Below are 25519 nucleotides of genomic sequence, written 5' to 3'. Positions count from 1 at the left end.
CGGCCGTGGCCCGTGGGGAAGCGGTGGCGGCCATGGTCACCACGCTCCCTGACGGACGAGGTGGCGGCGGAGCTTTCCGGTGGCGGTACGGGGCAGCGACGGCACGAAGCTGACGCTCCGGGGGACCTTGAAGGCGGCGAGACGGTCGCGCGCCAGGGCGATGAGGTCGGCTTCCAGGCCCGCCGGTATGGGCGTGGTGGGGACGACGAAGGCCCGAAGCCGGTTCGCGCCGCGCCGGTCGGTGACGGCCGCTACGGCGACCTCCTTCACCGCGTGATGACCGCGCAGCACGGCCTCCACCTCCAGCGGGGACACGGTGATGCCGCCGACCATCTCCATGTCGTCCACGCGGCCCAGATGCCGGTAGGTGCCGTCGGGTTCGCGGCGCGCCCGGTCCCTGGTCGCCAGCCAGCCGCCGACCAGGGTGCGCTCGGTCTCCTCGGGCCGGTTCAGGTACCCGGGCGTCAGCGTCGGTCCGCGCACCCAGAGTTCGCCCTCCACACCATCCGGCACGGGGGCTCCCGCGCGGTCGCGCAGCTCCACTTCGAATCCGGGTACGGGGCGGCCCACGGTGCCCGGGTGGTTGTGCTCGAAGCTGTTGGCGCAGAAGGCGTGCCCGGCCTCGGTGGAGCCGATCTGCTCCAGGACGGGCGCGCTGAGCAGTTCGGTGATCTGCTCCCCGAGCCCGGCGGGCAGGCCCTCGCCTGCCGACACCGCCGCGCGTACCGAGGCGAAACAGGCGGTGTGCCCGCCGGCCCGGTCGGCCACCAGGGCGGCGTACGCGGACGGCACGGAGTAGAGCAGCGTCACCCGGTGCCGGGCGACGAGTTCGTCCACGGCGGCGGGGTTCGGGCGCCGGTCCACCAGCACGGCGGAGGAGCCGGAGAAGAGCGGGAAGACGAAGGCGTTGCCGAAGCCGTAGGCGAAGAACAGCTTCGACACGGACAGGGTGACGTCGTCCGATGTGATCCGCAGCAGCCGCCTGCCGATGAGGTCGTGGTACGTCTTCGGATCGCCGTGGCAGTGCACGACTCCCTTGGGCCGGCCCGTGGTTCCGGAGGTGTACTGGATGTACAGCGGGGTGTGCGCGTCGACGGGGTGGGCCCGGGTGACCGGTTCGGAGGTCGCGGTGAGCGCGACGAGCTGATCGGCACCGAGCCGGGCGCGGTCCTTGAACCGGTCGTCGAGACCCGGTCCGGTCACGCAGAGCACGGCCTCGGTGTCCTCGGCCATGAACTCGTGCTCGGCGGCGGTGAGTTCGGGGTTGACCAGCACCGCGACGGCTCCCAGGCGGGCGGTCGCGAGGAAGGCCGTCACCCAGGTGACGGAGTCGGGCAGCGCGAGCAGCACCCGGTCGCCGGGGCGGACTCCGTGGTCGGCGAGCACGGTGGCCACGCGGGCCGCGAGGTCGTGCACCTCTCCGTGGGTCCAGGACCGGTGCCCCTGGTGGAAGGCGGTCCGGCCGGTCCAGTGGCGCCGCTCGGCGAGCGCGGCGAGGTGGGCCGCCAGGTTGCCGGGAGCACCCGCGTCGGCGGGGGCCGGCGACGACTGCCGGGGCATGGTGGCTGGCGTGGACCGCAGGGTCGACGTGGCCTGGGAAGTCGTCATCGGGTCGGCTCCTGCGCGGTCGCGGGGACGGCGGCGTGCTCCTCGTGCGCGCGCATCTGCGCCGCGGTCTTCAGCAGCATCTCGTCGTACTCCGCCGCCGGATCGGAGTCGAGGACGATCGCGCCGCCGGCGCCCAGGTGCATGAGGCCGTCGGCGAACACGGCGGTACGGATGACGATGCTCAGGTCGGCGCCGCCACTGCACCCCAGGTAGCCGAGGGCGCCGGAGTACACCCCGCGGGCCTCGGTCTCCAGGGAGTCGATGATCTCCATGGTGCGCAGCTTGGGCGCGCCGGTCATCGAGCCGCCGGGGAAGCAGGCGCGTACGCAGTCCACCGCGTCCGTGTCCTCCCGCAGCCGTCCCTCGACGGTGGAGACCAGCTGGTGCACGGTGGCGTACGTCTCGGTGGCCATGAGGCGGGACACCCGTACCGTGCCGGTCTCGCAGACCCGGCCCAGGTCGTTGCGGAGCAGGTCGACGATCATCAGGTTCTCGGCGCGCGTCTTGTCGTCGGCGGCCAGCGCGTCCCGCAGCCGTGCGTCCTCCTCCGGGGTGTCGCCACGGGGTGCGGTGCCCTTGATCGGCTTGGCCTCGGCGACGCCGTCCGGGGTGATCCGCAGGAAGCGCTCGGGGGACGAGCTGGCCACATCGAGGTCGCCGAACCTCAGGAAGGCCGCGTAGGGCGCCGGGTTGACGCGCCGGAGCACCCGGTAGAAGTCGTACGCGTCGTGCGGCGCGGGTAACCGGGCGGTGTTGGTCAGGCAGATCTCGTAGCTGGTGCCCGCCCTGAGCTCCCGCCGGCAGGCCTCGATGTCCGCGAGGTAGGTCGCCCGGTCGCGCACCAGCCATGGCTCGGCGGCGCCGGGGCGCGGGTCGGAGGGTAAGGGCAGGGTCGGCTTGTCCGTGGACACGAAGGTGAGCTGGGCCATCGTGGTGTCGAGCCACTCGGTGGCCTCGCGGGTGGCCTGCGGGGTGTCCTCGGCGAGGCAGACGGCGTAGGTGAAGCCTTCCTGATGGTCGACCGCGATCAGCCGGTCGGCGAACAGCCAGCAGGCGTCAGGGGTCTCGGCCCGGTGACGGTTGGCCGAGCCGCAGTCGGCCTTCAACTCGTAGCCGAAGTAGCCGACATAGCCGCCGGTGAAGTCGAAGGGCAGTCCGGTGGCGTCGACGTGACGGGTCTCCAGCTGCCGCTTCAGGTAGTCGAAGACATTGGACCGGACCTTACGCAGGGGGCGTCCGGCCCGCTCGATCTCGCAGAGTCCGGTCTCGACGTCGTAGCGGACGAACTCGGCGAGCGGTCCGGTGCCGTCACCGAAGAACGAGAACCGGGACTGGCCCTGCTCGACGCGGGAGCTGTCCAGCCAGAACGCCCGCGGGGCGTCGGCGCACATACGAGTGAACGCGGCCTCGGCGTCGACGGCGGTGGCGATACGGCGGGTGTGCAGCCGGTGGGCGGGGCGCGGGGCCCGCCGGGGGCGGGGAACCGTCGCCGCGGCCGAGGGGACGGACGTGTTCTTCGTACGCGGCCTGCGGTCCCGCTCCGCCGTGAGGTTGCGGAAGTTCACCAGCATCCGGTGGCCGTAGTCGGTGAGTACGGACTCGGGGTGGAACTGCACCCCCCACAGGGGCCGGGTGCGGTGCCGCAGCCCCATCAGGACGCCGTCCTCGGACCAGGCGGTGGCCTCCAGGGTATCGGGCAGCGGCTCTCGCACGGCCAGCGAGTGGTAGCGGACCGCGGTGAACTGCTGCGGCAGCCCCTGGAACAGGTCACGGCCGTCGTGCCGGATCGTGGAGAGGTAGCCGTGCCGGGGCTCCGGGGCGGCCTCGACATCGCCGCGCTCCCCAGCGGCGATGCCCTGATGGCCGAGACAGACGCCGAGCACGGGGATCTCCGCCTCGGCGAGCACACGGGCGCCGATGCCGAAGTCGCGCGGTTCAGCGGGGTGTCCGGGACCCGGCGACACCACCACGTTGTCGAACTCCCGCAGATCGGGAATTCCGCCGGCCGCGGTGTCATTGAGGATCACCACCGGCTCCTCGCCATTGACCTCGGCGATCAGCTGGAACAGGTTGTACGTGTACGAATCGTAATTGTCGATGAGCAGGGTCTTCACCCGCCCACCTCCCTTTGATCGTTCTCGGGGCCTACGCCGTCCGCCGTTTGTGCCGTCCACGGAGCGCCTGGAGCGGCGGGTACAGCCATTTCTTGAAGAAACGCTGAAGTCGCGGCATGAGAATCCAGGTGACGATGGCAGTCACCGAAAGACACAGCAGCAGAGTCCGAAAGAGCGGATTGAGGCTGTCGAGATAGGGGAGCACTGTCAGATTGAATAAGAGCACGGGCGGGAAGACCGCACTCATATTCACAAACCACAGCTTCCATTTCGGTGGTGGGCGCGGCGCGGCCGGCGTGACCACCTGGGACTCGAACCAGGCCCTCGAGCCCTGCACGCTCTTGCGTCCGGCCTCCCGGGCCAGGCCCTGGGCCTGGGTCGACCATTCGACCCAATCGACCGAGTTCTCCCAGGCCCGCGCGGAAGCTTCGCTGTCAAAGCGGTAGACCACATGCCACTCCGCCTCTCCGTCGACCAGTACGCCGCCTCCGAGAAAACCCGGCTGCTGCGCACTGGCACGCAGCGCGGCCCACCCCCAGGCATGAAAGGCGGCCTCGCGGCCCGGCACCACGCTGTACGCGACGGTGACGGTAACGGGATTCCTGCTCACCCCTCTCAGTACGGTCGGGCGCCTCTTCCCACTCAAATATTCAACGAACTTTTTCAACTCCCCCCGGGGCAGGTCGTGGCGCACTGGAACATCCACATCGGCACATCGGGCCAGTCGAAGCGCTTCGACAACCTATGGACACCCGCCCCTCGTCAAGCTACTGTCGAGCCACCCTCACTCGCCCTTGCCCGCAACGCGCAACTGTCGAAGCGCTTCACACAATCCTTGGAGAGCTGGATGGTCACCCTCGCCGAGGTCGCCCAGCACGCCGGAGTCTCGGCGAGCACGGTGAGCTATGTCCTCAGCGGTAAGCGGTCCATCTCCGTGGGCACCCGGCAGCGGGTCGAGCGGAGCATCCAGGAGCTCGGGTACCACCCCAACGCGGGGGCCCGGGCGCTGGCAAGCAACCGGTCCAACATCATCGCGCTGATGGTCCCGCTCCGTACGGATATGTACGTACCCGTGATGATGGAGATCGCCATCGCCGTGGCCACCACCGCCCGCACACACGGCTACGACGTGCTGCTGCTCACCGGTGAGGAAGGGCCCGACGCCGTTCGCCGGGTCACGGGCAGCGGGCTCGCCGACGCGATGATCCTGATGGACGTCGAACTCGACGACGAGCGGCTGCCGTTGCTGCGCGGCACGGATCAGCCGTCCGTACTGATCGGCCTGCCCGCCGACACCAGCGGTCTGACCTGTGTCGACCTCGACTTCGGGGCGACGGGCGCCCTGTGCGCCGAGCATCTCGCCAGGTTCGGGCACCGCGACATCGCCGTCATCGGCGAGGCACCCGCGGTCTACGAACGGCATACGGGCTTCGCCGAGCGCACCCTCGACGGCCTGCGTTCCCGCAGCCGGGAGCTCGGCCTGCGGATGCTGCACCGGCCCTGCGAGGGCGGGTACGACGCGATGGCCGTGACCCTGGCCAGGATCTTCGACGAGCGCCCGAGCATCACGGGCTTCGTCGTGCAGAACGAGTCCGCGGTGGAGCCGCTGCTCGCGCTCCTGCGCCAGCAGGGCCGGGCCGTCCCCGAGGATGTGTCGGTGGTCGCGATCTGCCCGGACCAGGTCGCCACCCAGGCGTCCCTGCGGCTCACCTCCGTCGCCATACCCGCACAGGAAATGGGCCGGCACGCGGTGGAACAGCTGGTCGCCAAGCTCGAGGGCCGCGGCTCGGACGATGTCGTCCTGATCGCACCCGAGTTGACCATCCGGGCCAGCTCGGGACCGGCGCCCGCCACGTCATAGCCGGCGGCGTCCTCCTCCCCCGTCGAACTCCGGCCCCTCGGTCCGTAGCCCCTCGCCTTCGCTCCGTCCCGTCTTCACTCCGTCCCGTCTTCACTCCTTCTCGTCTTCACTCCTTCAGGAGCACAGGAGCAGTCCACGTGAATCAGCCTGCCGAGACCCAGCCCCAGCAGGGGGCAGTCAGCCTCGCCCAGTCCTCCCCCACCGTCGGCACGTTCCGTGAGCGCGACGGTGCCCTGGAGTGGAGCGGGCGCCAGGAGACCGTGCGCATCGAGCCGTGGGGCCCGGACGCGGTCCGGGTCCGGGCGCGGCTCGGCGGCCCGGTCGTCGAGGGCCTGCCGGGCGCGCTGCTCGACGAGGCTCCGGTCACCGAAGCCGCTGTGAAGATCGAGGACGGTCATGGATTGCTGACCGTCGGCGCGCTCACCGTGGAGGTCAACGCCGAGGGCCTCATACGGTTCGTCCGTACCGATGACGGCTCCGAGCTCCTCACCGAGGAACGCGCCCACTTCTGGTGGCCGGGCCCGCGCCTCTACACCCCCGTCGGCAACGGCTGCCACCGCCTGGAGCAGCGCTTCGCCGCGTACGAGGGTGAGAAGCTGTACGGCCTCGGCCAGCACCAGCACGGGCTGCTCGACCAGAAGGGCGCCGTCCTCGACCTGGTGCAGCGCAACGCCGAGGTGACCATCCCGGTGCTCACCTCCAGCCGCGGCTACACCCTGCTGTGGAACAGCCCGGCGATCGGCCGGGTGGAGCTGGCGGGCAACGGCACGCGCTGGGTGGCGGACTCGGCCCGGCAGATCGACTACTGGATCACCGCGGGCCACCCGGCCGACGCCCAGCGCCGCTACAGCGCCGTCACCGGCCGTACGCCGATGCTGCCCGAGTGGGCCGCGGGCTTCTGGCAGTGCAAGCTGCGCTACCGCACGCAGGACGAACTCCTCTCCGTGGCAAGGGAGTACAAGCGCCGCGGGCTGCCGCTCGACGTCATCGTCTGCGACTTCTTCCACTGGACGCATCTGGGTGAGTGGAAGTTCGACCCGGCGGAGTGGCCCGACCCGGCCGCGATGCAGCGGGAGCTGGCGGAGCTGGGCGTCAGGTTGGTCGTGTCCGTCTGGCCGTCCGTGTCTCCGCTCTCCGAGAACCACCAGCTCATGGAGCAGCGCGGCTACTTCATCGGCACGCAGTACGGCCCCATGGCGCACGCGGACTGGCCGGACAAGGAGGTCGCGTCGACGGTCCAGGTGGCCTTCTACGACGCGACGCATCCCGAGGCGCGCGAGTTCGTGTGGTCGCGGGTGCGCGACAACTACCTCGAACCGTACGGGATCAACGGCTTCTGGCTGGACGCCGGCGAGCCGGAGCTGAAGCCCGGCTTCCAGGAGAACCTGCGCTACTGGGCGGGGCCGGGTCTTGAGGTCGGGAATCTCTACCCCCGCGAGAACGCCCGCACCTTCTACGAGGGCCTGCTGGCCGCCGGCGAGACCGAGGTGGTCACCCTCAACCGCTCGGCGTGGGCGGGCAGTCAGCGTTACGGCGCCGCCCTGTGGTCCGGCGACATCGGCACGGACTTCGCGTCCCTGCGCCGCCAGATCGCGGCGGGTCTCAACACCGCGCTGTCCGGCATCCCCTGGTGGAACACCGACATCGGCGGCTTCCACGGCGGCGACCCCGACGATCCGGCGTACCGCGAGGTCATGGTCCGCTGGTTCCAGTTCGGCGCGTTCTCCCCGCTGATGCGCCTGCACGGCTACCGCGTGCCGGGCATGCCGCTCGGCCCGGCCATGACCGGCGGCCCGAACGAGGTCTGGTCGTACGGCGAGGAGGCCGGCGCGATCCTGGAGAAGTACCTGCGGCTGCGCGAGCGTCTGAAGCCGTACGTCCTCGATGTGATGCGCGCGGCCCACGAGGAGGGGCTCCCGGTGATGCGCCCGCTGTTCCTGGAGTTCCCCGAGGACGAGGCGGCCTGGTCGGTCGACGACGCGTACCTCTTCGGCCCGGACGTGCTGGTCGCGCCGGTGCTGGAGGCAGGCGCGACGACGCGGACGGCGTATCTGCCGGCGGGCGCGCGATGGACGGACGCCTGGACCGGCGAGTCGTACGAAGGCGGGACGACCGTGACCGTCGACGCCCCGCTGGACCGCATCCCGCTGTTCCTGCGGGATGCGGTCTCCCTGCCCATCTCCGGGTAGATCGTCGCTCAGGTGGTGGGCTTGAGCTGCCACTGCTGGCAGTTGTTGTTCAGCCAGGACCACAGGCGAACGTCGGCGCCGTCGGCGGTGCCGCAGTTGGCGACGTCGGCGACCTTGCCGCTGTTCTCGTTCACGATCCGCACGTAGTCACCGGTGGCGGTGTAAATCAGTCGGAACTTCTGGCAGTTGTTGTTCAGCCAGGACCACTGCCGGATGTCCGTACCGTCTGCCGTCGCACAGTTCGTGGTGTCCATGACCTTGCCGGTCGCGACGTTCACCAGTCGACTGGTGTCGTTGCCCAGGTCCTCGATCCGCCACTTCTGATTGGCGCGGCCGTTGCAGCTCCACTGGAGGATGTTCGTGCCGTCGGCGGTGTTGCCGCCCTCGACGTCCAGGCACTTGCCGCTGTTGCGGTTCACCAGCGTGTAGGCCGTGGGCGTGGCCGCCGTCTCACCGTCCGGGCCGGCCAGGGTGGTGCCGAGCGCGACGGGGGTGCCGAAGTTCGGCGTACCGTCCGCGTTCCAGGTGAACTTCTGCGCCCGGGTGGTGCGGTTGTTGTCGCAGCCGTTCGTCGAGGTGTCGTTGCGGGCGTGGTAGACGATCCAGTTCTCGGTGCCGTCCGGCGAGGTGAAGAATCCGTTGTGGCCGGGCCCGTAGACGCCCGCCGCGTCGTTGCGCTGGAAGACGGGGGTGGACTTCTTCGTCCAGGACGACGCCTGCAGCGGATCGCTTCCGGTCAGCTCCAGCTGGCCGAGCTTGTAGTCAGGGGTCCAGCAGCCACTGGCGGAGTAGACGAGGAACGTCGTGCCGCCTCGTTGCAGCGCCTCCGGGCCCTCGTTCACCGTGCCGCCCTGCCGCTCCCAGCTCAGGGTGGGCTGGGAGATGGTGCGCAGTGTTCCACTGACTGTGTACGGGTTGCTCATCGGAGCGATGACGAGGTTCTGGGTGCCGTTGGTGGTGTTGGCGCTGCCCACCATGTACAGGCTGCTGCCCACCTGCAGCACGCTGGCGTCGATCAGCCAGGGGTCCGAGTCGGTGGGCTTCAGCTTGTTCTTGTAGTGGTACGGGCCCATGGGATCCGAGCCCTCGCTCTCCAGCACGTGGGAGCGCTGGGTGCCGATGTAGTCGCTGACGCAGGCGCCACCGACGTAGTACAGGTACCACTTGCCGTTGAAGAAGTGCACTTCGGGGGCCCAGAAGTTGCAGCCCCGGGAGGTGTCGGTGTCCTTCCACACCTGCACACTGGGCGCGGTCGCGAGCCCGGCGAGCGTGGGCGACTTGCGCATGGTCAGCACGTCCGTCCAGGACGTGGTGATCATGTAGTAGTTGCCGTTGTAGTACTCCACCCAGGGGTCGGCACCCTTCTGCGACTTGACCGGGTTGGTGTACGGCCGCCCGTCGGCGGCGGAGGCGGGCTGGGTGGTGGCGCCCAGCAGCAGGGTGAGTACGGCGATGACCATGGCCGTCCATCTGCCCCTGCGCATGCGGAATCCCGCACGGGTGCGGATCACTGTCGTCGTCCCTTCGTCAGTCGATCCGGAGGAGCCCTTGTTGTCCGATATTTCGAACTCAGTTCGTAACTTCGGCCAGAAGCTAGGGGTGGTAGTCCGTCTTCGTCAACACTTGTGTCACAGCAGCCCCAAACGGTTACTTCGTGCCGAGGTAGTAGCTGACCTGCGGCGGCTGGTTGTAGCCCGTGTTCTGCCAGGCGATGCCCAGCCGGTAGACCGGGTCATGCATCAGGGTCGGCAGCCGGAACTCGGTGGGATACGGAGTGGAGTAGAGACGCAGCGCCGTGGAGTCTGCGTTGCGCCAGATCATCTCCTCGCGCCAGTCGCCCAGCAGGTCGGCGGAGAGCGCCGGGTTGCCCTTGGTCCAGTTGTTGGACTTGGCGTCCTGGTCGAGCCAGATGCGGGTGAGATCGGTCGATCCGTTGTACTTCAGGATCTGGCCGTAGCCGACCCCGGCGCTGCCCGACCAGCGGTGGTCGAGCAGTTCGCGGTGGGCGTCGCCGTCCCACCAGATCGCCGAGTTGTACGAGGCCCCGCCGCCGAAGGCTGGGACGGAGTCGCTGATCTTCGTACCGTTGGCGGCATAGAGCCCACCCCCGCTGGACCAGCACTCGGCGCCGGCGTGGTCCCGCGTGAGGTCCGCGCAGAGACCGCGGCCGACGTCCGTGCCGGTGCGCGCGCCCCAGAGGATCTGGCCCGTGCGGGCGTCGTGCATCTCGTAGCCGTAGGCGGAGTCGGTGTGCTCGTGGACGTTGAAGGATTCCAGACCGGCGCGGGACGGAAGGAGATCGCCGACATGCAGGGCGTCGCCGTGTCCGAGCTTGGTGGTCCACAGGGCGCTGCCGTTGTCGTCGACGGCCATGGCTCCGTAGAGGATCTCGTCCCTGCCGTCCGCGTCGACGTCGGCCACGGCGAGGTTGTGGTTGCCCTGCTGGTCGTAGCCCTTGCCGTGGTTCGTCGAGGAGTTGGTGTCGAACTTCCAGGTGCGGGTGAGGTCCGTGCCGTTCCACGTGTACGCGGCGATCGCGATGCGCTCGTAGATGCCACGGCTGAACACCATGCTGGGCGTCGAGCCGTTGAGGTACGCGGTGGCGGACAGCAGGCGGCCCTCGCGGTTGCCCCAGGTGTCGCCCCAGTCCGACACCGAGCCCCGGGCGGGCTCGAAGGGGACGGAGTCCATGACGCGACCGGTCTGGCCGTTGAAGACGGACAGGTACTCCGGGCCGCTGATCACCGCGCAGTTGTCGGCGAGGTGGGAGGCGTTCGCGTCGCCGATGACCGTGCCCGCGGAGTCGCGGGAGCCGTCGGAGGTGCGGACCGCCATCTCGGCCTTGCCGTCGCCGTTGTAGTCGTAGACCTGGAACGAGTCGTAGTGGGAGCCGCTGCGCACGTTCGTGCCGAGGTTGACCCGCCACAGCCGGGTGCCGCTGAGCTCGTACGCGTCGAAGACGGTCGGCCCCGTGCACGTACCGGAGTTGGCGACGTCCGTGGCATTGGACGGCACCCATTTGAGGACGAGTTCGTACTGCCCGTCGCCGTCCAGGTCGCCCACGCTCGCGTCGTTGGCGGAGTAGGTGTAGGCGACGCCGTCTCGCGTGGTGCCGCCCGGGGGCTTCTGCAGGGGGATGTCGAGACGGCCGCCCGCCCAGACGCGTGCGGTGCCGCCCGCCGTCTCGGTGCCGCCCACGACGGCGCGAATCTCGTAGGTGGAACTGGAACTGCCGCCGGTGTCCAGGTAGTTGGTCTTCTGGGTCTCCTGGATGAGGGTGCCGCCGCGGTAGAGGCGGAACGTCACGTTCTCCGGGTCGTCGCCGAGCATGCGCCAGGTCACGAGGATGCCGCCGGTGGCGGGGACCGCGACCGGTCCCCGGTCGAGCTTCTCGGCGACGCGGGCGGCGGCCAGCGCGGCGGTGGCCAGCGCGGCGGTGGCCTTGTTCGCGGGTGCCGGAATCTCCTGGGCGGCGCTCGCGGTGTGATGCAGCGTCAGCATGCCTGCGGTACCCACGAGAAGCGTGGCGAGCGTCCCGGACAGGAGCTTGCCGGGGCGGCGGTGGCGTCGTCGCTGCGAGGTGCGGCTCGATCTCTTCATCAGGACCTCGTCCATGGGGAAGCGTTCGTTCCAGGGTCGCCGCCGGCCGGGGGAAGGTTGCCGGGTCACCACCGACAAGGGCCGGCCCCGCCGGAGGGCGGAGCCGGCCCGGTCACCTGGTCACCTGGTCAGCAGGTCACCCGGTACAGCGCGTGCGTCAACTGCTGGAGACCGTCAGGTTGTTGGTGCGGAAGTCGAGGCCACCGGAGGACGAGGTGATCTCGAAGCCGAACTGCACGTCACCGATGGTCTCGTTGCCCATCCAGCCCTTGGTGTCCTTGATCCACTTGAGGATCGGCAGGATGTTCACCGTGCCGGAGTTCGAGTCCGACGTGCGCAGGAACGAGAAGACCTCGTTGGCGCCGTTGTTGCCCTTGTAGACGGTCCAGGTGTGCCCGCCGAGCGTGACGTTGCCCTGCGAGGTGCCCAGCGGGCCGACGGCTCCGTTGTAGTTCACCCAGAGCATGATCTCGTAGTCGTAGTCGGTGTCCCAGATGTCGTACGAGGAGTTGTACGCGCCCGAGGACGGGACGGTGACGTTGTAGCTGCTGGTGAGGGAACCGAGCGAGGTGATCGACTTGTTGACCACCTTCTTGGAGTTCGGGTAGGACTTGATGCCGCCGGTGTTGGGGTGGTTGGCCCAGACACCCCAGTTGGTGCCGGAGTTGGCCCAGACGCACTGGCTGCCGGCGCCGGAGCCCCAGATGTTGTTGTAGAGCGTGTAGCCGTTCAGGCTGGTGTTGCCCCACTGGTCGCAGGAGTTCCAGACAGCGGCCTGGGCGGGTGCGGCGGCGAGGCCGATGGTGGCGCCGAGCGCGAGCGCGGGGGCGATCAGGGCCTTGGCGACCCTGGGGAGTGTGCGTGTTGCCATGGCTGTCCCTTCCATGGGTGGGGGGAGATGTGAGGTTTCACTGCGGCTCCAGAGCGAGGACGCAGTCTTCTCCGGCGCGCGGGGAGAGCTGTCGCGTTCCGGAGGAAGTCCTGGGATGCGAGGAGGGCGTGGGCGGCGTCCGCGTGCTCACCGTGCCAGCACCGCCGCTCCGTAGCGCTCCAACTCCACGGCTCCGGCGACCTGTTCGCCGGTGAGCAGATCCCGGTGGGTGCCCGGCACCTCCACCGTGACCGTCTCCCGCCCATGGTTGAAGACGAAGAGCAGGTCACCGCGGCGGACGGCCTCGACCTGGGCAGGGAGGCCGTCCAGCACCGGCCGAACCCCCGCACCGGCCGCCACGTCCGCCACCAGGTCGCGCAGCGCGGGCGGTTCGGGCAGCGTGGACACATACCAGGCACGCCCCTTGCGCAGCACGGCCGGAAGCCCGTCGAGCTCGCCGCCCTTGTACGGGATGACCTGGTCGGCCCCCTCCGCTTCCAGCTCCTCGGACCACAACGTCCCCACGAAACCGTCGCACCCGGCGCTCTCCCCCGCCTCCAGCGGCCACCACTCGTGCAGGGTGCGGATGCCGAAGAGCTCCCGCAGTCGCGCGTCCATCCCGCCCGGCCGCACGCGGTCGTCCTCGTCGGCGACCCCGGTCAGGAAGCCGCAGACGAGGGTGCCGCCGCCGCGCACATACGACAGAAGGTTGTCGATCGCCGCGTCCGTGAGCAGGTACAGCTGCGGAACGACGACGAGTCGGTACGCGGACAGGTCGTGCTCGGGGTGCGCGAAGTCGGTCGTGACGTGGGCCTCCCACAGAGCCCGGTGCCAGGCGCGTACGACCTGCGGGTAGTCGACCTCGGACGAGGGCCGGCCCTCCTGCGCGCCGGCCCACCAGGCGTTCCACTCGTGCAGGACGGCGACATCGGCCGCTATGGGGCTGCCGGTCACTTCGGGGCCGATGCCCGCGAGTTCGGCGCCCAGCCCCTTGATCTCCTGGAAGATGCGGCCGGCCTCCCCCGCGTGGCTGACCATCCCGGAGTGGAACTTCTCCGCGCCCTGCCGGGACTGCCGCCACTGGAAGTAGCAGACGGCGTCGGCGCCGCGGGCGACGGCCTGCAGGGACCAGAGCCGGTTGAGGCCCCGCGCCTTGGGGTGGTTGACGCCCCGCCAGTTGACGGGACCGGCCGCCTGCTCCATGAGCATCCACGGCCCGCCCCCGGCCTGGGAGCGCGTCATGTCCTGGACGAGCGCGCCGTTCTGGGCGCCGAAGGGGTCACGCGGGTCCGGGTAGAGGTCGACGGAGACGACGTCCTCCTCCGTGACCCACTTCCAGGCGTCCTGCCCCACCCACATCGGCATGAAGTTGGTGGTCACCGGGAGGTGCGGGGTGTGCCGGCGGACGATGTCGCGCTCGGCGGCGTAACACTCCAGGAGCATGTCGGACGTGTAGCGCCTGAAGTCCAGGACCTGCGTGGGGTTCTTCATGTAGTGGGCGCGGCGCGGCGGGAGGATCTCGTCCCAGTCGCCGTAGCCTTGGCTCCAGAACGCCGTTCCCCAAGCGGCGTTGAGGGCCTCCAGCGTGCCGTACTTGTCCTGGAGCCAGCGGCGGAAGGTGCCGGCGGCCTCGTCGCCCCAGTCGAAGGTGCAGTACTCGTTGTTGATGTGCCACATCGTGAGGGCCGGGTGGCCGCCATAGCGGGCGGCGAGGTCCTCGGTGATGGCGGCGGCGTAGCGGCGGTAGACGGCGCTGGAGTGCGAGAAGTGCTGGCGGCCGCCCCACCATTCGGTGCGGCCGTCCTCGTCGCGGGGCAGCGTCTCGGGGTGGAGCCGGCCCATCCAGGGCGGGGGCGAGGAGGTGGGCGTCGCGAGGACGACACCGATGCCGTTCTCGTGCATGAGGTCCATCAGCCGGTCGAGCCAGCCGAACTCACGTGCCCCGGGCCGGGGTTCGAGCTTCGCCCAGGAGAAGACACCGAGCGTGACGGAGTTGACGCCGGCGTCCCTCATAAGGCGTACGTCCTCGTGCCAGGTCTCCTCGGGCCACTGCTCGGGGTTGTAGTCACCGCCGAAGAGGATGCGGCCCCGGGTCACCTCGTCGAGCCGGGACATCAGACGGGGTCCCCGTACTGGATGCCGCGCCCGTTCGTGGCCAGATACACCCGGCCGTACACCCGCGGATCACCCACGACGACCTCGCCGGTCCACCCCCACTGATGGGCGTCGTCGTTGATCCGCACCCAGGTCTTCGCCTCGTCGTCGGAGCGGTAGACGGCGGTGATGGTCTCCGTCGAGCCGACCTGGTAGATCGCCGGATAGTCGGCGCCGTCGGCCGCCTTGCCGAAACCGAGCGTGTACGAGGCCCAGCAGCTGTCCACCTTCGAGAAGGCCGCCCCGCCGTCGGTGGACCGGTACAGCCCGTTCCACTTCACGCTCAGCCACAGGTCCCCGGAGCGTCCGGGAGCCGCGACCAGCTTGAACTGGACGTCTCCGGACGGCAGTCCACCGGCACGAGCCGTGAAGGAACGGCCACTGTCAGTGCTGGCATATAGCGTTCCTGTGTCGGTGTCGTACGCGTAGAAGAGCGTCGGGTCGGCCGGGTCGGCGACCGGCGTGGCGCCCTTCGGGAAGGAGGAGACCTCGGACCAGGTCGCGCCGTTGTCCGCGGAGCGGTGCGCCGCGTACTTCGTGCCGTCCCAGTGCACGAAGGACCAGAGCAGCGTGGCGCCGTCGGCGCTGGTGGCGATCGGCCCCGGTGCGTTCTTGGCGATGTCGGGCTGGGCCTTGAAGGGCGCCCAGGTCTGTCCGCCGTCGTTCGAGTACGCGCCGTTGCCGTGGTCGCCCCAGCCCGCCCGGACGACGTACGACGGCTTGGCCGCGGCCTGTGCGAGTCCCGTCGCCGACCCGAACACGGGATTCGCCGCCATGCCGCGCGACGGAGACGCCGTGAGCCGCTCGTGGTACATCACGCCGATGTCCCCGAGCCCGCTGAGCAGATGCGCCTCCCCGACCGGGGGCGAGATCAGCTGGCGCACGGCCGTCTCCTCCAGGCCGCGGATCTGCGGCGCCCAGCGCTTGAGGTCGCGCGTGCCGTAGAGGGTCGCGCCGGTCCCGTACACGATGTGCCTCGAGTCGTACGGGTCCACGCCGACCGCCTGGATCCACCAGCCGAACTTCGGCTTGTCGCCGCCCCAGTCGAGGAAAGGAGTCTCGGACACGTCGAAGACGGCAGCGTCCTTGAGAGACGTCCAGGTACGGCCGCCGTCGGTGGTCCGGAACAGCGTGTCGACGGCCGCCCAGCGGTTGTTCGTGGACACGACGACCGTGCCCGCACGGCAGGCGTCGACGGCGACCCCGCCGTAGCCGAAGGTGTCCGCCGAGCCGTCGGCCGTAGTGCCGCCCGGCTTCACGGGGGTCACCTCGGCCCACTTGCCGGTCGGGATGCGCAGCTTGTGCACGCTGCCGCTGGACTGGCCGTTGGGTCCGGGCGCGTCGGCGTACGTCACGTACAGCTCGCGGGTGCGCTGGTCGTACGCGGCCCGGATCGGCACCTTGGCCGAGGTGCCGGACGGCTGCCCGGGAACGGCCTCCCAGGTCGTTCCGTCGGCCGTGCGGTACAGGTTCGCGGTGCCCGGGGTGCCGTCGCCGTCGCCCCAGCCGGCGTAGACGGTACGGCCTGCCGCGACGAGGAACGTGACGCCCTGCCCGGAGGCGTTCGCCTTCGCCGGGAAAGCGGTCACGGCCGCCCAGGTGGCGCCGCGATCGGTCGACTTGAGCAGCCCGTCGTGCCGGGTGCCCAGCCACAGGGTGTCGCTGTCGCGCGGGTCGACGAGGAGGCGCTCCCCCGTGCCCCGGCCGTCCTCGTTGGCGCCGAGCTTCACGTTCAGGTCGGTGCGGGTCCAGGTGGCGCCACGGTCCTCGGAGCGCAGGACCGCCCCGTTGCCGGCCCACGACTGGGCGTACGTACCGAGCGCCAGGAACAGCCTGTTCGGGTGCGCGGGGTCGACCGCCATCGCCTCCACGCCGAGGAGGTTCCAGTCGTCCCAGCCGATGTGGTCGGTGAGCGGCGTCCAGCGAGCGGCCCGGTCGTCCCAGCGGTAGGCGCCGCCGATGTCCGTGCGGGCGTAGGCGAGCCCGCGTACGGACGGGTGGAAGAGCACGCCGCTGATGAATCCCGTACCGCCGATGACGACATTGCGCCAGCGGTACGCGGGCGCGTCTGCGCCGGCGGCCGCCTGTGCCGGGGACCCGGCAAGGGAGACGGCGGAGACCGCGGCCGCGGCGGCGGTCCCGGCGAGGACGGCTCGTCTGCTCAGGCGGGGCGTGCGCATGACATACCTCGTTCTGGAGGGGAGGGGTTGCGAGGGGGGAGCGCCCCTTTAGGGGCGCGGGGCTGTGACATATGCGGCTCCGCCGCGTGGGCGCGACCAGCCACGAACGCGATCCGCAGTTCACGGACGGCTGCAAGCTTCCGACCACCGAGGAAAGCGGGCTGGCCGGAGTCAGCCCTTGACCGCGCCGGTGAGCATGCCCTTCTTGAAGTGCCGCTGGACGAAGGGCGAGAGGATGGCCACCGGGAGGAGGGCCATGACCATGACCGCCATCTGGACGGCCAGTCCGGACAGTTGGCCGGTCTTGATGGCCTGCCCCAGACCGACCGGGGGTTCCTGCTTCTGGACGAGCTGGATCATGACGTTCTGCAGCGGCATCATGTCCTGGTCGCTCAGATAGATCGACGCGTTGAACCAAGCGCTCCAGTAGCCGACGGCGTAGAAGAGTGTGATCACCGCGATGACGGCACGCGAGAGCGGTATCACGATCTTCCAGAGGATCCACCAGTCTCCGGCGCCGTCGATCCGCGCGCTGTCGATGAGCTCCTGCGAGATGCCCATGAAGAACGCGCGCAGCACCAGGATGTTGAAGACACTGATCGCGCTCGGCAGGATCAGCGCGAGGTAGGTGTCGGTCAGCCCCAGGGACTGCACGAGCAGGTACGTCGGGATGAGGCCGGCGCCGAAGAACATCGTCGCGAGCAGGGCCATCAGCATCCAGCGGTGCCCGACCGACCCGATGCGGGAGAGCCCGTACGCCGCGAGGACGGACACCGTCATCGAGAAGAGCGTGCCGACGAGAGTGACGCACAGGCTGACGATGCTGGCGCGGGTGACCTGGCCGCCGCTCAGCAGTTCCTGATAGGCGATGAAGGTGATGCCCTTGGGGACCACAACCAGTCCGCCGGCCTCGGTGATGGTCTGCTTCGAGGACAGGCTGGTGACGATGACGATCCACAGCGGGAACAGGACGGCGAGGCATGCGCCGGCCAGGACGATGCCCTTGCCCGCGAGCCCGGCCTGGCTGGGGGCCTCCTCCCACACGGGCCTGGGCGGGGCGGCCCAGCGGCCAGGAGCCTTCGGGCGCTCTTCGGTCACGGCGCTCACTTCTTGTACACCCCCTGCTCGCCCATGAGATGGGCGACCTTGTTCGCCGCGAGGACGAGTCCCAGACCCACCACACCCTTGATCAGACCCGCGGCGGCCGCGTAGCTGAAGTCCTGGTTGCGGACGCCGTTCCACCACACATATGTGTCGAGGACTTCCGCCGCGCCCGGCCCCACCGCGTCCCGCTGCAGCAGGATCTGCTCGAAGCCGACCGTGAGCGCGTCACCTACGCGCAGCACCAGCAGCAGTGCGATCACCGGGCGCAACGCGGGCACCGTGACGTGCCACATCCGGCGCCAGCGCCCGGCCCCATCCATCGCCGCGGCCTCGTACAGGTCGGGGCTCACGGACGCCAGCGCGGCGAGGAAGACGATGATGCCCCAGCCCGCGTCCTTCCACACGCCCTCCGCGGTCACCAGGAACTTGAAGATTCCCGGGTCGGTCATGAGGTCGAAGCCCTCGTACCCGTGCTGCCGCAGGGTCTGCGCGATGATTCCGGCGCCGCCGAAGATCTGCTGGAAGACGGTGATGACCAGCACCCAGGAGAAGAAGTGCGGCAGGTAGAGGACCGCCTGGGACACCGCCCGCACGCGCGGCCTGATCACGCTGTTGATGAGCAGCGCGAGCAGGATCGGGATCGGGAAGAAGAGCACCAGCTGGAGCACGAACAGGACGAGGGTGTTCTGGACGGCGTCCCAGAACGCCGGGTCGTCGAAGATCCGCCCGAACTGCTCGAAGCCCACCCAGGGGCTGTCCAGCATGGCGATGAAGCCGTTGTCGCTGATGTACGGGTCGTACTCCTGGAAGGCGACGACATTGCCCAGGATCGGTATGTAATTGAAGACCAGGACCAGCACGATGGCCGGCAGGGTCATCAGGATCAGCGTGCGGTCCCGTTTGAAGCGGGTCCTGAAGGTGCCGCCCTTCGAAGGCTTGGAGACCGCGGCGGGCTCGGCGGCCGTTGTACGGCCTTTCGCCCGGTCGGCGGACGGCTCGGCGGTGTCCGCCGGCGCCGACGAGGCGGTGCGGGCGGCGGCGCGCGGTGTGGTGCCGTGAGCCACCTCGTCACCCCTGCGCGGATCCGTTGTCGTCCAGCAGCTTCTGGTACCAGTCGCGCAGCTTGTCGCCGCCCTGGCTCTTCCAGTCCGACACCGCTTGCTGCATGTCACTGATCTTCTTGCGGCCGCGGACGACGTCGTCCTCCAACTGCTCGAAGTCATTGGAGAGGTTGGTGTAGCGGGCCGGTTCGGTGATCTGGAGGCCGAAGAAGGAGGACTTCTTGGTGAAGGCACCCATCCGCTGCTGCCAGTCCACCTGTTCCTTCGCGATGTCCGGGAAGTCGGGGTGCGCGATGGTCGCGGCGGGGCTGGCGAGCATGACGTAGGCGTTCAGGACTTCCGTGTTGCCCTTGTCGGTCTTGACCGGTGTGCCGTCCTTGACGGTGTAGTGCGTGCCCTCCACCCCGTAGTTGGTGAGCATGTACTCCTTGGTGCCGTACGGAGCGGCGGTGACGTTCGCGGCGGCCAGCACGTCGTGGATCACGGCCTTCGACGCCTTCTTGTTGATGAAGGCGAAGACGCCCGCGGGCGATCCGGCCCACAGCTTGGGCTCGCCGCCGTCATGGCCGAATATGTCCATGCCGCTGATGCGGAAGTCCTTGTTCTGGGTGGCCTGTTCGGCCATCTTTCCCCACCAGTCCGAGATGTTCTGGTTGTACATCAGGACCTGGCCATCGGTGAAACGCTGACCGGCGTTGCCCTGGTTCACTGCCTTGGCATCGGGGTGGACGACGCCCGCCGCGTACAACTTCCGTGTCCACTCCAGCGCTTCGAGGTACTCGTCGGTCTCCACGCGGTAGATCAGCTTGCCGTCGACGAGGTTCCAGCCGAGCGGCTTCTCGCTGCCGGACAGCACACCGAAGATGTTGAAGGCGGTCCACTTCATGTCGTCGCAGGCCCACACCTTCGCCTTGGCGTTGGTGATGTCCTTGGCGAGGGCCAGGAACTCCTCGGCCGAGGTGGGGAGTTCGTACCCCTCCTTGTCGAAGACGTCCTTGCGGTAGAAGGGCACGATGCCGGTGACCGTGGGGGCGGGTTGCGGCAGACCACGCAGCTTCCCGCCGAAGATGGAGTACTGCCAGGCCTCACTCGGGATGGCGGCGAGGTTCGGGTACTCCTTGACCTTGTCGCCGGAGAGGTACGGACCGAGGTCGGCGAACTTGCTGATGATGGCGCTGGGGATCTTGCCGCCCATGTTCCAGCTCGGGATGACCACGACATCCGGCATGTCGCTGGAGGCGAGGACCGCGCCCAGCTTCTCGTCGTACGTGTTGCCGTCCTGGTTCTGCCAGACGAGCTCGGCGCCGATCACCTTGTTCATCGCCGAGTAGTAGGGGTTGCTGCTCTTCGGCGGCGAACCCCAGAACGGCGACATGATCTTGACGGTGCTGCCCTTGCCGAGCTTCTGGGGCACCGAGGTCTTCAGCTCGGCGAGCGACATCTTGCTGGTGAAGCCGACGGCGGAGCCGTTCTTCGAGGCGATGTCGGGGGTCACCACGTTGTGCGCCACGAAAGTGGGGAGGACCTTCTGCGCGTCCTTGCCCGAGGTCGTGCCCTCCTTCGAACCGCTGCCGGAACCGCCGCAGGCGGCCAGCAGCGGCATTCCGCCCGCCACCGCGGCGGCGGCGACCGCCGTGGAGGCGAGGAAGCTTCTCCGGCTGGGGACGGAGGTGTTCGGCGTCATTGCGTCAACCCTTCATGGCGCACACCATGACACCCGGCGGTGGGGTCGTCGGCTGCGGTGTCTCGAGTGAATCCGGCTGAGCTGAAGCGGACCTCGGAGGAATGCGCGCACGGTGTGGGCACGTTCGACCAGTCGAAGCGCTTCGATGTTGCTGCGAGGTTAAGTGAACACCTGGGGGCGCACAAGAGCCGATTCCGAGATTCCTCGGAGGCATACGGGACTGGAACGGTCTCTTCGCGCCCCTGAGACGTCGTGCGGGTACGGAGCAGTTGCCTCAGGATGTCTTGACACCCGCCCCTCGGTCGAATGAGCATCGAAGCGCTTCGAAAGTTCTCCGTCGCTCTTCGCAAGGGGTCCCAGCGTGACCGCTCAAACGCCGCCGTTCCGTGACTCGCAGCTGCCGTTCGCGAAGCGCATCGACGATCTGCTGTCGCGGCTCACCGTGACCGAGCGCATCGCGCTGCTGCACCAGTTCGCCCCGGCGGTGGAGCGGCTCGGCGTCGCCGCGTTCCGCACCGGACAGGAGGCACTGCACGGGGTGGCCTGGATGGGCCCGGCGACGGTGTTCCCGCAGGCGGTCGGCCTCGGCGCGACCTGGAACGACGATCTCGTACGCCGCGTCGGCGACGCGGTCTCCGCCGAGGTGCGCGCGATGCGGGCCCGTGACGACCGCGTCGGCCTCAATGTCTGGGCGCCGACGGTCAACCTCCTGCGACACCCCCTCTGGGGCCGCAACGAAGAGGGCTACTCCGAGGACCCCAGGCTGACCTCGGCGATCGCGACGGCGTACACCCGCGGCCTGCGCGGCGACCACCCCGCGTACTGGCGCACGGCCCCCGTCCTCAAGCACTGGCTCGCGCACAACAACGAGACGAACCGGGACACCACGTCCTCGTCCGTCCGTCCCCGCGTCCTGCACGAGTACGACCTGCGCGCCTTCCGGGAGACCGTCGAGGCGGGCGCGGTGGCCGGTGTGATGCCCGCGTACAACCTGGTCAACGGCCGCCCCAACCATGTGTCTCCATATCTGCGCGAGCATCTGCGCACCTGGACCGACCAGGACCTCCTGGTCTGCTCGGACGCGGGCGCGCCCTCCAATCTGGTGGACTCCGAGCACTACTTCGACACGCACGAGGAGGCGACGGCGGCCGCGCTGATCGCCGGGGTCGACAGCTTCACGGATCACGGCACGGACAGTTCGACGATCGTGGCCCGCGTCCAGGGGGCCCTGGACGCGGGCCTGCTGAGCGGGCCGGACATCGACGCGGCGGTCCGCCGCCAGCTCGCGGTCCGTTTCCGCCTCGGCGAGTTCGACCCCCGCCTGGACCCGTACGCCGCCCTGCGGGACTTCGACACCCCCGGCCACCGCGCCCTCGCACAGGAAGCCGCGGAACAGGCGATCGTCCTGCTCAAGAACGACGGCCTGCTGCCCCTGACCGGCAGCCCGCGCATCGCCGTGGTCGGCCTGCTCGCCGACGAGTGCAAGCTCGACTGGTACAGCGGCACCCTCATCCACCGCTCCACCCCTCTGGAGGGCCTGTACGAGCGCTTCGGCGCCGAGCGCGTCGACTTCGCCGAGGGAGTGGACCGGGTACGCCTGAAGACGTCGGCCGGTACGTATCTCAGCGTCCCGCCGGCCGATGACACGACGGACGGGGCCCGGGGCGCGGAGGGCGCGCTGGACCCGGCACTCCTCGCGGGCCGCACGGACCTGCCCGCGCTCACCACCGACGCCACCGGCACGGACCTCGCGCTGATCGACTGGGGCGAGGGGATCCTCACCCTCCGCGCCCCCGACGGCCGCTACCTCTCGGTCGCCGACGACGGCTACGTACGCGCGTCGGCGGACCAGCCCGGAGGCTGGATCGTCCAGGAGACCTTCCGCCTGGAACCGCATGATTCCCATGCGGGCGGCCACCTCCTGAAGCACGTGGGGACGGGTCGCTACGTCTCTGTCGCCGCCGACGGCGTAAAGGTTGCCGCCGAAGACGGCGGAGATGGCGAAGACGGCGGAGACGGCGGAGACGGCGAGGCTCCGGAGATCTTCGAGCTGATCGTCACCGAGCCCGGCGAGGACGCGGTGACCCGGGCCGCCGCCACCGCCGACGTGGTCCTCGTGTTCGCGGGCAACGACCCGCACATCAACGGTCGCGAAACCGAGGACCGCACCACGCTCCGCCTGCCCTCCCACCAGGAACGCCTGCTGCACGCCGCCCGCGCCGCGAACCCGAACACGGCCCTGGCCCTCGTCTCCGCGTACCCGTACGCGGTGGACCACGCGAGCCTCCCCGCCGTCCTGTGGACCGCCCACGGCGGCCAGGCCGCGGGCACCGCCCTGGCCCGCGTCCTGGCGGGCGACGTCTCCCCCGCCGGCCGCCTCCCGCAGACCTGGTACGCCTCCGACGCGGACCTCCCCGACCTTCTCGACTACGACGTGATCGGCGGCCGCCAGACGTACCTCTACTTCGAGGGCACCCCGCTCTTCCCGTTCGGCCACGGCCTGTCGTACGCGTCCTTCGCCTACAGCGGTCTCGCGGCCGTGCCCGGCGAGGGCAAGGTGAAGGTCACCTTCACCGTCACCAACACGAGCGAGGTGGCCGCCGACGAGGTCGCACAGCTCTACACACGCGCCGTGAACCCATCGGTCCCCCGCCCCCGCCGCGAACTGGCCGCACACCGCCGTGTCCGCCTCGCCCCGGGCGCGTCCACCGAGCTCACCTTCGAACTCCCGCTCTCCGCCTTCGAGTTCTGGGATGTGGCGCACGGCCGGTGGTGGCTGGAGCCGGGAGCGTACGACGTCCTGGTAGGCGCATCCAGCGAGGACATCCGCCTGCGCGGGACGATCGAACTCGACGGCGCCCCCGCGGCCCCCCGCCCGGTCCTCGGACGCGGCCTGAACGCAGCCGACTTCGACGAGCAGAGTCGCACCGAGATCGTCGACCGCACAAAGGTGTCGGGCGACGCGGTGGCACCGGTGGACGGCGGCGAGGCCGAACTGGTCTTCCGTCGTTGCGACTTCGGCCCGGGAACGACAACCGTCACTGTCGTGGCGGCGGGCGAGGGCTCGGTCGAACTGGCCCTGCCCGGCGGCCCGGTCCTCGCGCGGCTCGAGGTCCCGGCGACCGCGGGCCCGTACGACTACACCACCGTCGCCGCCCCGTGCCATGCCGCCGAGGTCCATGACCTGCACATCAGACTGCGCGGCCCACTGCGGCTCGCGCGCGTCGGCTTCTCCGGTTGAGGGTCCGGACCAGGCCGACGCAAGGAGGGGCCCAGCACCGGAAGGCACCGGTGCCGGGCCCCTCCATCAGGGCCGACCAGAGCGTCAGAGCCGGCTAGAGGGTGAGCCCCGTCAGCACCATCACCCGCTCGTACGTGTAGTCGTCCATCGCGAACTTCACACCCTCACGTCCGACCCCGGACTGCTTCACACCGCCGTACGGCATCTGATCGGCGCGATACGAGGGCACGTCCCCGATGACCACGCCACCGACCTCCAGCGCCCGGTGCGCCCGGAACGCGGTCTGCAGGTCATGGGTGAACACCCCTGCCTGAAGGCCGTACTTGGAGTCGTTGACGGCGGCGAAGGCGGCGGCCTCCCCGTCCACCTTCTGCACCGAGAGGACGGGACCGAAGACCTCCTCGCAGGACAGCGTGACATCGGCCGGCACATCGGCGAGGACGGTCGGCGCGTACGAGGCCCCGTCCCGCTTGCCACCGGTCAGCACACGGGCCCCCGCCTGCGCGGCCTCCTCGACCCACGACTCCACACGCCTGGCGGCGTCCTCACTCACCAGCGGCCCGACATCCGTCGCGTCGTCGGACGGATCACCGGTCACCTGGGCCTCGACGGCGGCGACGATACGCGGCACCAGCCGCTCGTACACGGAGGCATCGGCGATCACCCGCTGCACGGAGATGCAGGACTGCCCGCCCTGGTAGTTGGAGAAGGCGGCGATACGCGTCGCTGCCCAGTCCAGATCCTCGTCACTGGCGTAGTCGGCCAGCACCACGGCCGCGCCGTTCCCGCCCAGCTCCAGCGTGCAGTGCTTGCGCGGCACCGAGTCCATGATCGCGAAGCCGACCTTCTCGGACCCGGTGAACGAGATGACCGGCAGCCGCTCGTCCTGCACGAGGGCGGGCATACGGTCGTTGGCGACCGGCAGAATGCTCCACGACCCGGCCGGCAGCTCGCTCTCGGCCAGCAGCTCACCGATCAGCAGGCCCGACAGCGGGGTCGCGGGCGCGGGCTTCAGAATGATCGGGACACCGGCCGCGATGGCCGGAGCGATCTTGTGCGCGCACAGGTTCAGCGGAAAGTTGAACGGCGCGATGCCCAGCACCACGCCCTTGGGGAAGCGACGCGTGATGGCGAGCCGCCCCTGCCCTCCGAGGTCCGTGTCGAGCCGCTGGGCCTCTCCGCCGTTGAACCGCCGGGCCTCCTCGGCCGCGAACCGGAACACCGACACGGCCCGACCGACCTCGCCACGGGCCCACTTGATCGGCTTCCCGTTCTCGGCGGATATCAGCCGGGCGATCTCCTCGGTCCGTTCGATCAGTCGACGTGACACGTGGTCGAGGGCGGCGGCGCGTACGTGGGCCGGGGTGGCGGCGAACTCGTCCCGCACGGCGTGGGCGGCGGCGACGGCCTGCTCGACCTGCTCGTCGGTCGGCACGCTCACCGTCCCGACCACACCGTCGTCCCACGGGGACGTGACGTCGAACGTGGCCTCACCGGTGGCCTGGCGGCCGGCGAGCCAGAAGGCGTGGGTGGAAGTCATTGGGTGTCCGGCCCTTCCGTTGGTGTGTCCTGGAATTCCTCCCCCACGGTAGGGGTGGGACGGCCGCGGGGCGTTTGTCCGAGCCGTAGTAGTCGCCCCGGGGGATACGACACTTTGGCACGGTGGCGCGCAGGGGCGCCGTGCAGGGTTGTCGCCCCCGCCGCCCCTACCCGTCCCATCCCGTACCTGGGGGCTCCGCCCCCAGACCCCCCTATCGGCCTGAACGGCCTCGTCCTCAAACGCCGGACGGGCTGAAGATTTCAGCCCCTCCGGCGATTGAGGAGCGGGGTCTGGGGCGGAGCCCCAGGGATG

The 25519-nt window shown here is 69.7% G+C and carries 15 protein-coding genes; 3 read left to right on the top strand and 12 right to left on the bottom strand.

Features of this window, described 5'->3' with window-relative positions; translation table 11 throughout:
• Positions 1-36: 36 nt before the first annotated feature.
• From FE633_RS39655 to FE633_RS39645, 3 genes are read right to left on the bottom strand one after another with little or no spacing between them, the layout of a single operon-like run.
• Complete coding sequence (locus FE633_RS39655) at positions 37-1560, bottom strand: benzoate-CoA ligase family protein (RefSeq protein WP_138050039.1); 1524 nt, start codon at positions 1558-1560, stop codon at positions 37-39.
• 44 nt (positions 1561-1604) lie between these two features.
• Positions 1605-3722, bottom strand: a complete 2118-nt coding sequence (gene pabB, locus FE633_RS39650) for an aminodeoxychorismate synthase component I (RefSeq protein WP_138050020.1) — start codon at positions 3720-3722, stop codon at positions 1605-1607.
• A gap of 31 nt (positions 3723-3753) precedes the next feature.
• Positions 3754-4332 carry an antibiotic biosynthesis monooxygenase gene (locus tag FE633_RS39645; RefSeq protein WP_138050019.1) on the bottom strand — a complete coding sequence of 193 codons (579 nt, stop codon included), beginning with the start codon at positions 4330-4332 and terminating at the stop codon, positions 3754-3756.
• A gap of 237 nt (positions 4333-4569) precedes the next feature.
• Between FE633_RS39645 and FE633_RS39640 the strand changes: the two genes are divergently transcribed.
• Together FE633_RS39640 and FE633_RS39635 are read left to right on the top strand one after the other, a co-directional pair.
• Positions 4570-5583 (top strand): LacI family DNA-binding transcriptional regulator, encoded by a 1014-nt coding sequence (locus FE633_RS39640; protein WP_138050018.1) that lies wholly within the window; start codon positions 4570-4572, stop codon positions 5581-5583.
• A 137-nt stretch (positions 5584-5720) separates the two neighbouring features.
• Positions 5721-7772 carry a glycoside hydrolase family 31 protein gene (locus FE633_RS39635; protein WP_138050017.1) on the top strand — a complete coding sequence of 684 codons (2052 nt, stop codon included), beginning with the start codon at positions 5721-5723 and terminating at the stop codon, positions 7770-7772.
• 8 nt (positions 7773-7780) lie between these two features.
• Here FE633_RS39635 and FE633_RS39630 read toward each other — a convergent pair whose 3' ends face one another.
• The 8 genes from FE633_RS39630 to FE633_RS39595 form a co-directional block, all read right to left on the bottom strand.
• Positions 7781-9256, bottom strand: coding sequence for a family 43 glycosylhydrolase (locus tag FE633_RS39630; protein ID WP_138050016.1), 1476 nt, complete (start codon positions 9254-9256; stop codon positions 7781-7783).
• A gap of 163 nt (positions 9257-9419) precedes the next feature.
• Complete coding sequence (locus FE633_RS39625; protein ID WP_246114037.1) at positions 9420-11372, bottom strand: rhamnogalacturonan lyase; 1953 nt, start codon at positions 11370-11372, stop codon at positions 9420-9422.
• 157 nt (positions 11373-11529) lie between these two features.
• Positions 11530-12243, bottom strand: coding sequence for a glycoside hydrolase family 12 protein (locus FE633_RS39620; RefSeq protein WP_119100137.1), 714 nt, complete (start codon positions 12241-12243; stop codon positions 11530-11532).
• Positions 12244-12390: 147 nt separating this feature from the next.
• The gene (locus tag FE633_RS39615) at positions 12391-14358 is read right to left on the bottom strand and encodes a beta-galactosidase (RefSeq protein WP_138050014.1); all 1968 of its coding nucleotides are present in this window, start codon (positions 14356-14358) and stop codon (positions 12391-12393) included.
• Positions 14358-16577, bottom strand: coding sequence for a sialidase family protein (locus FE633_RS39610; protein ID WP_138050013.1), 2220 nt, complete (start codon positions 16575-16577; stop codon positions 14358-14360). The genes FE633_RS39615 and FE633_RS39610 overlap by 1 nt, the downstream gene beginning before the upstream one ends.
• Positions 16578-16748: 171 nt before the next feature.
• Positions 16749-17684, bottom strand: a complete 936-nt coding sequence (locus FE633_RS39605) for a carbohydrate ABC transporter permease (RefSeq protein ID WP_138050012.1) — start codon at positions 17682-17684, stop codon at positions 16749-16751.
• Positions 17681-18745, bottom strand: coding sequence for an ABC transporter permease (locus tag FE633_RS39600; RefSeq protein WP_138050011.1), 1065 nt, complete (start codon positions 18743-18745; stop codon positions 17681-17683). The genes FE633_RS39605 and FE633_RS39600 overlap by 4 nt, the downstream gene beginning before the upstream one ends.
• 4 nt (positions 18746-18749) lie before the next feature.
• The gene (locus tag FE633_RS39595) at positions 18750-20426 is read right to left on the bottom strand and encodes a type 2 periplasmic-binding domain-containing protein (protein WP_138050010.1); all 1677 of its coding nucleotides are present in this window, start codon (positions 20424-20426) and stop codon (positions 18750-18752) included.
• Positions 20427-20787: 361 nt separating this feature from the next.
• On the opposite strand from FE633_RS39595, the gene FE633_RS39585 reads away from it, so the two are divergent.
• Complete coding sequence (locus FE633_RS39585; protein WP_138050009.1) at positions 20788-23667, top strand: glycoside hydrolase family 3 C-terminal domain-containing protein; 2880 nt, start codon at positions 20788-20790, stop codon at positions 23665-23667.
• 94 nt (positions 23668-23761) lie between these two features.
• Here FE633_RS39585 and FE633_RS39580 read toward each other — a convergent pair whose 3' ends face one another.
• Complete coding sequence (locus FE633_RS39580; RefSeq protein WP_138050008.1) at positions 23762-25207, bottom strand: aldehyde dehydrogenase family protein; 1446 nt, start codon at positions 25205-25207, stop codon at positions 23762-23764.
• Positions 25208-25519 lie beyond the last annotated feature (312 nt).

Source organism: Streptomyces montanus (assembly GCF_005786655.1).
Classification (GTDB): domain Bacteria; phylum Actinomycetota; class Actinomycetes; order Streptomycetales; family Streptomycetaceae; genus Streptomyces; species Streptomyces sporangiiformans.
This window is presented reverse-complemented; position numbering and strand designations above follow the sequence as displayed.

Bases quoted from the DNA above. Each gene is read 5' to 3' on its own strand.
- FE633_RS39640 (WP_138050018.1), top strand. From the start codon at position 4,570: ATGGTCACCCTCGCCGAGGTCGCCCAGCACGCCGGAGTCTCGGCGAGC.
- FE633_RS39630 (WP_138050016.1), bottom strand. From the start codon at position 9,256: ATGCGCAGGGGCAGATGGACGGCCATGGTCATCGCCGTACTCACCCTG.
- FE633_RS39580 (WP_138050008.1), bottom strand. From the start codon at position 25,207: ATGACTTCCACCCACGCCTTCTGGCTCGCCGGCCGCCAGGCCACCGGT.
- FE633_RS39595 (WP_138050010.1), bottom strand. From the start codon at position 20,426: ATGACGCCGAACACCTCCGTCCCCAGCCGGAGAAGCTTCCTCGCCTCC.
- FE633_RS39615 (WP_138050014.1), bottom strand. From the start codon at position 14,358: ATGTCCCGGCTCGACGAGGTGACCCGGGGCCGCATCCTCTTCGGCGGT.
- FE633_RS39625 (WP_246114037.1), bottom strand. From the start codon at position 11,372: ATGAAGAGATCGAGCCGCACCTCGCAGCGACGACGCCACCGCCGCCCC.
- FE633_RS39655 (WP_138050039.1), bottom strand. From the start codon at position 1,560: ATGCCCCGGCAGTCGTCGCCGGCCCCCGCCGACGCGGGTGCTCCCGGC.
- FE633_RS39610 (WP_138050013.1), bottom strand. From the start codon at position 16,577: ATGCGCACGCCCCGCCTGAGCAGACGAGCCGTCCTCGCCGGGACCGCC.
- FE633_RS39620 (WP_119100137.1), bottom strand. From the start codon at position 12,243: ATGGCAACACGCACACTCCCCAGGGTCGCCAAGGCCCTGATCGCCCCC.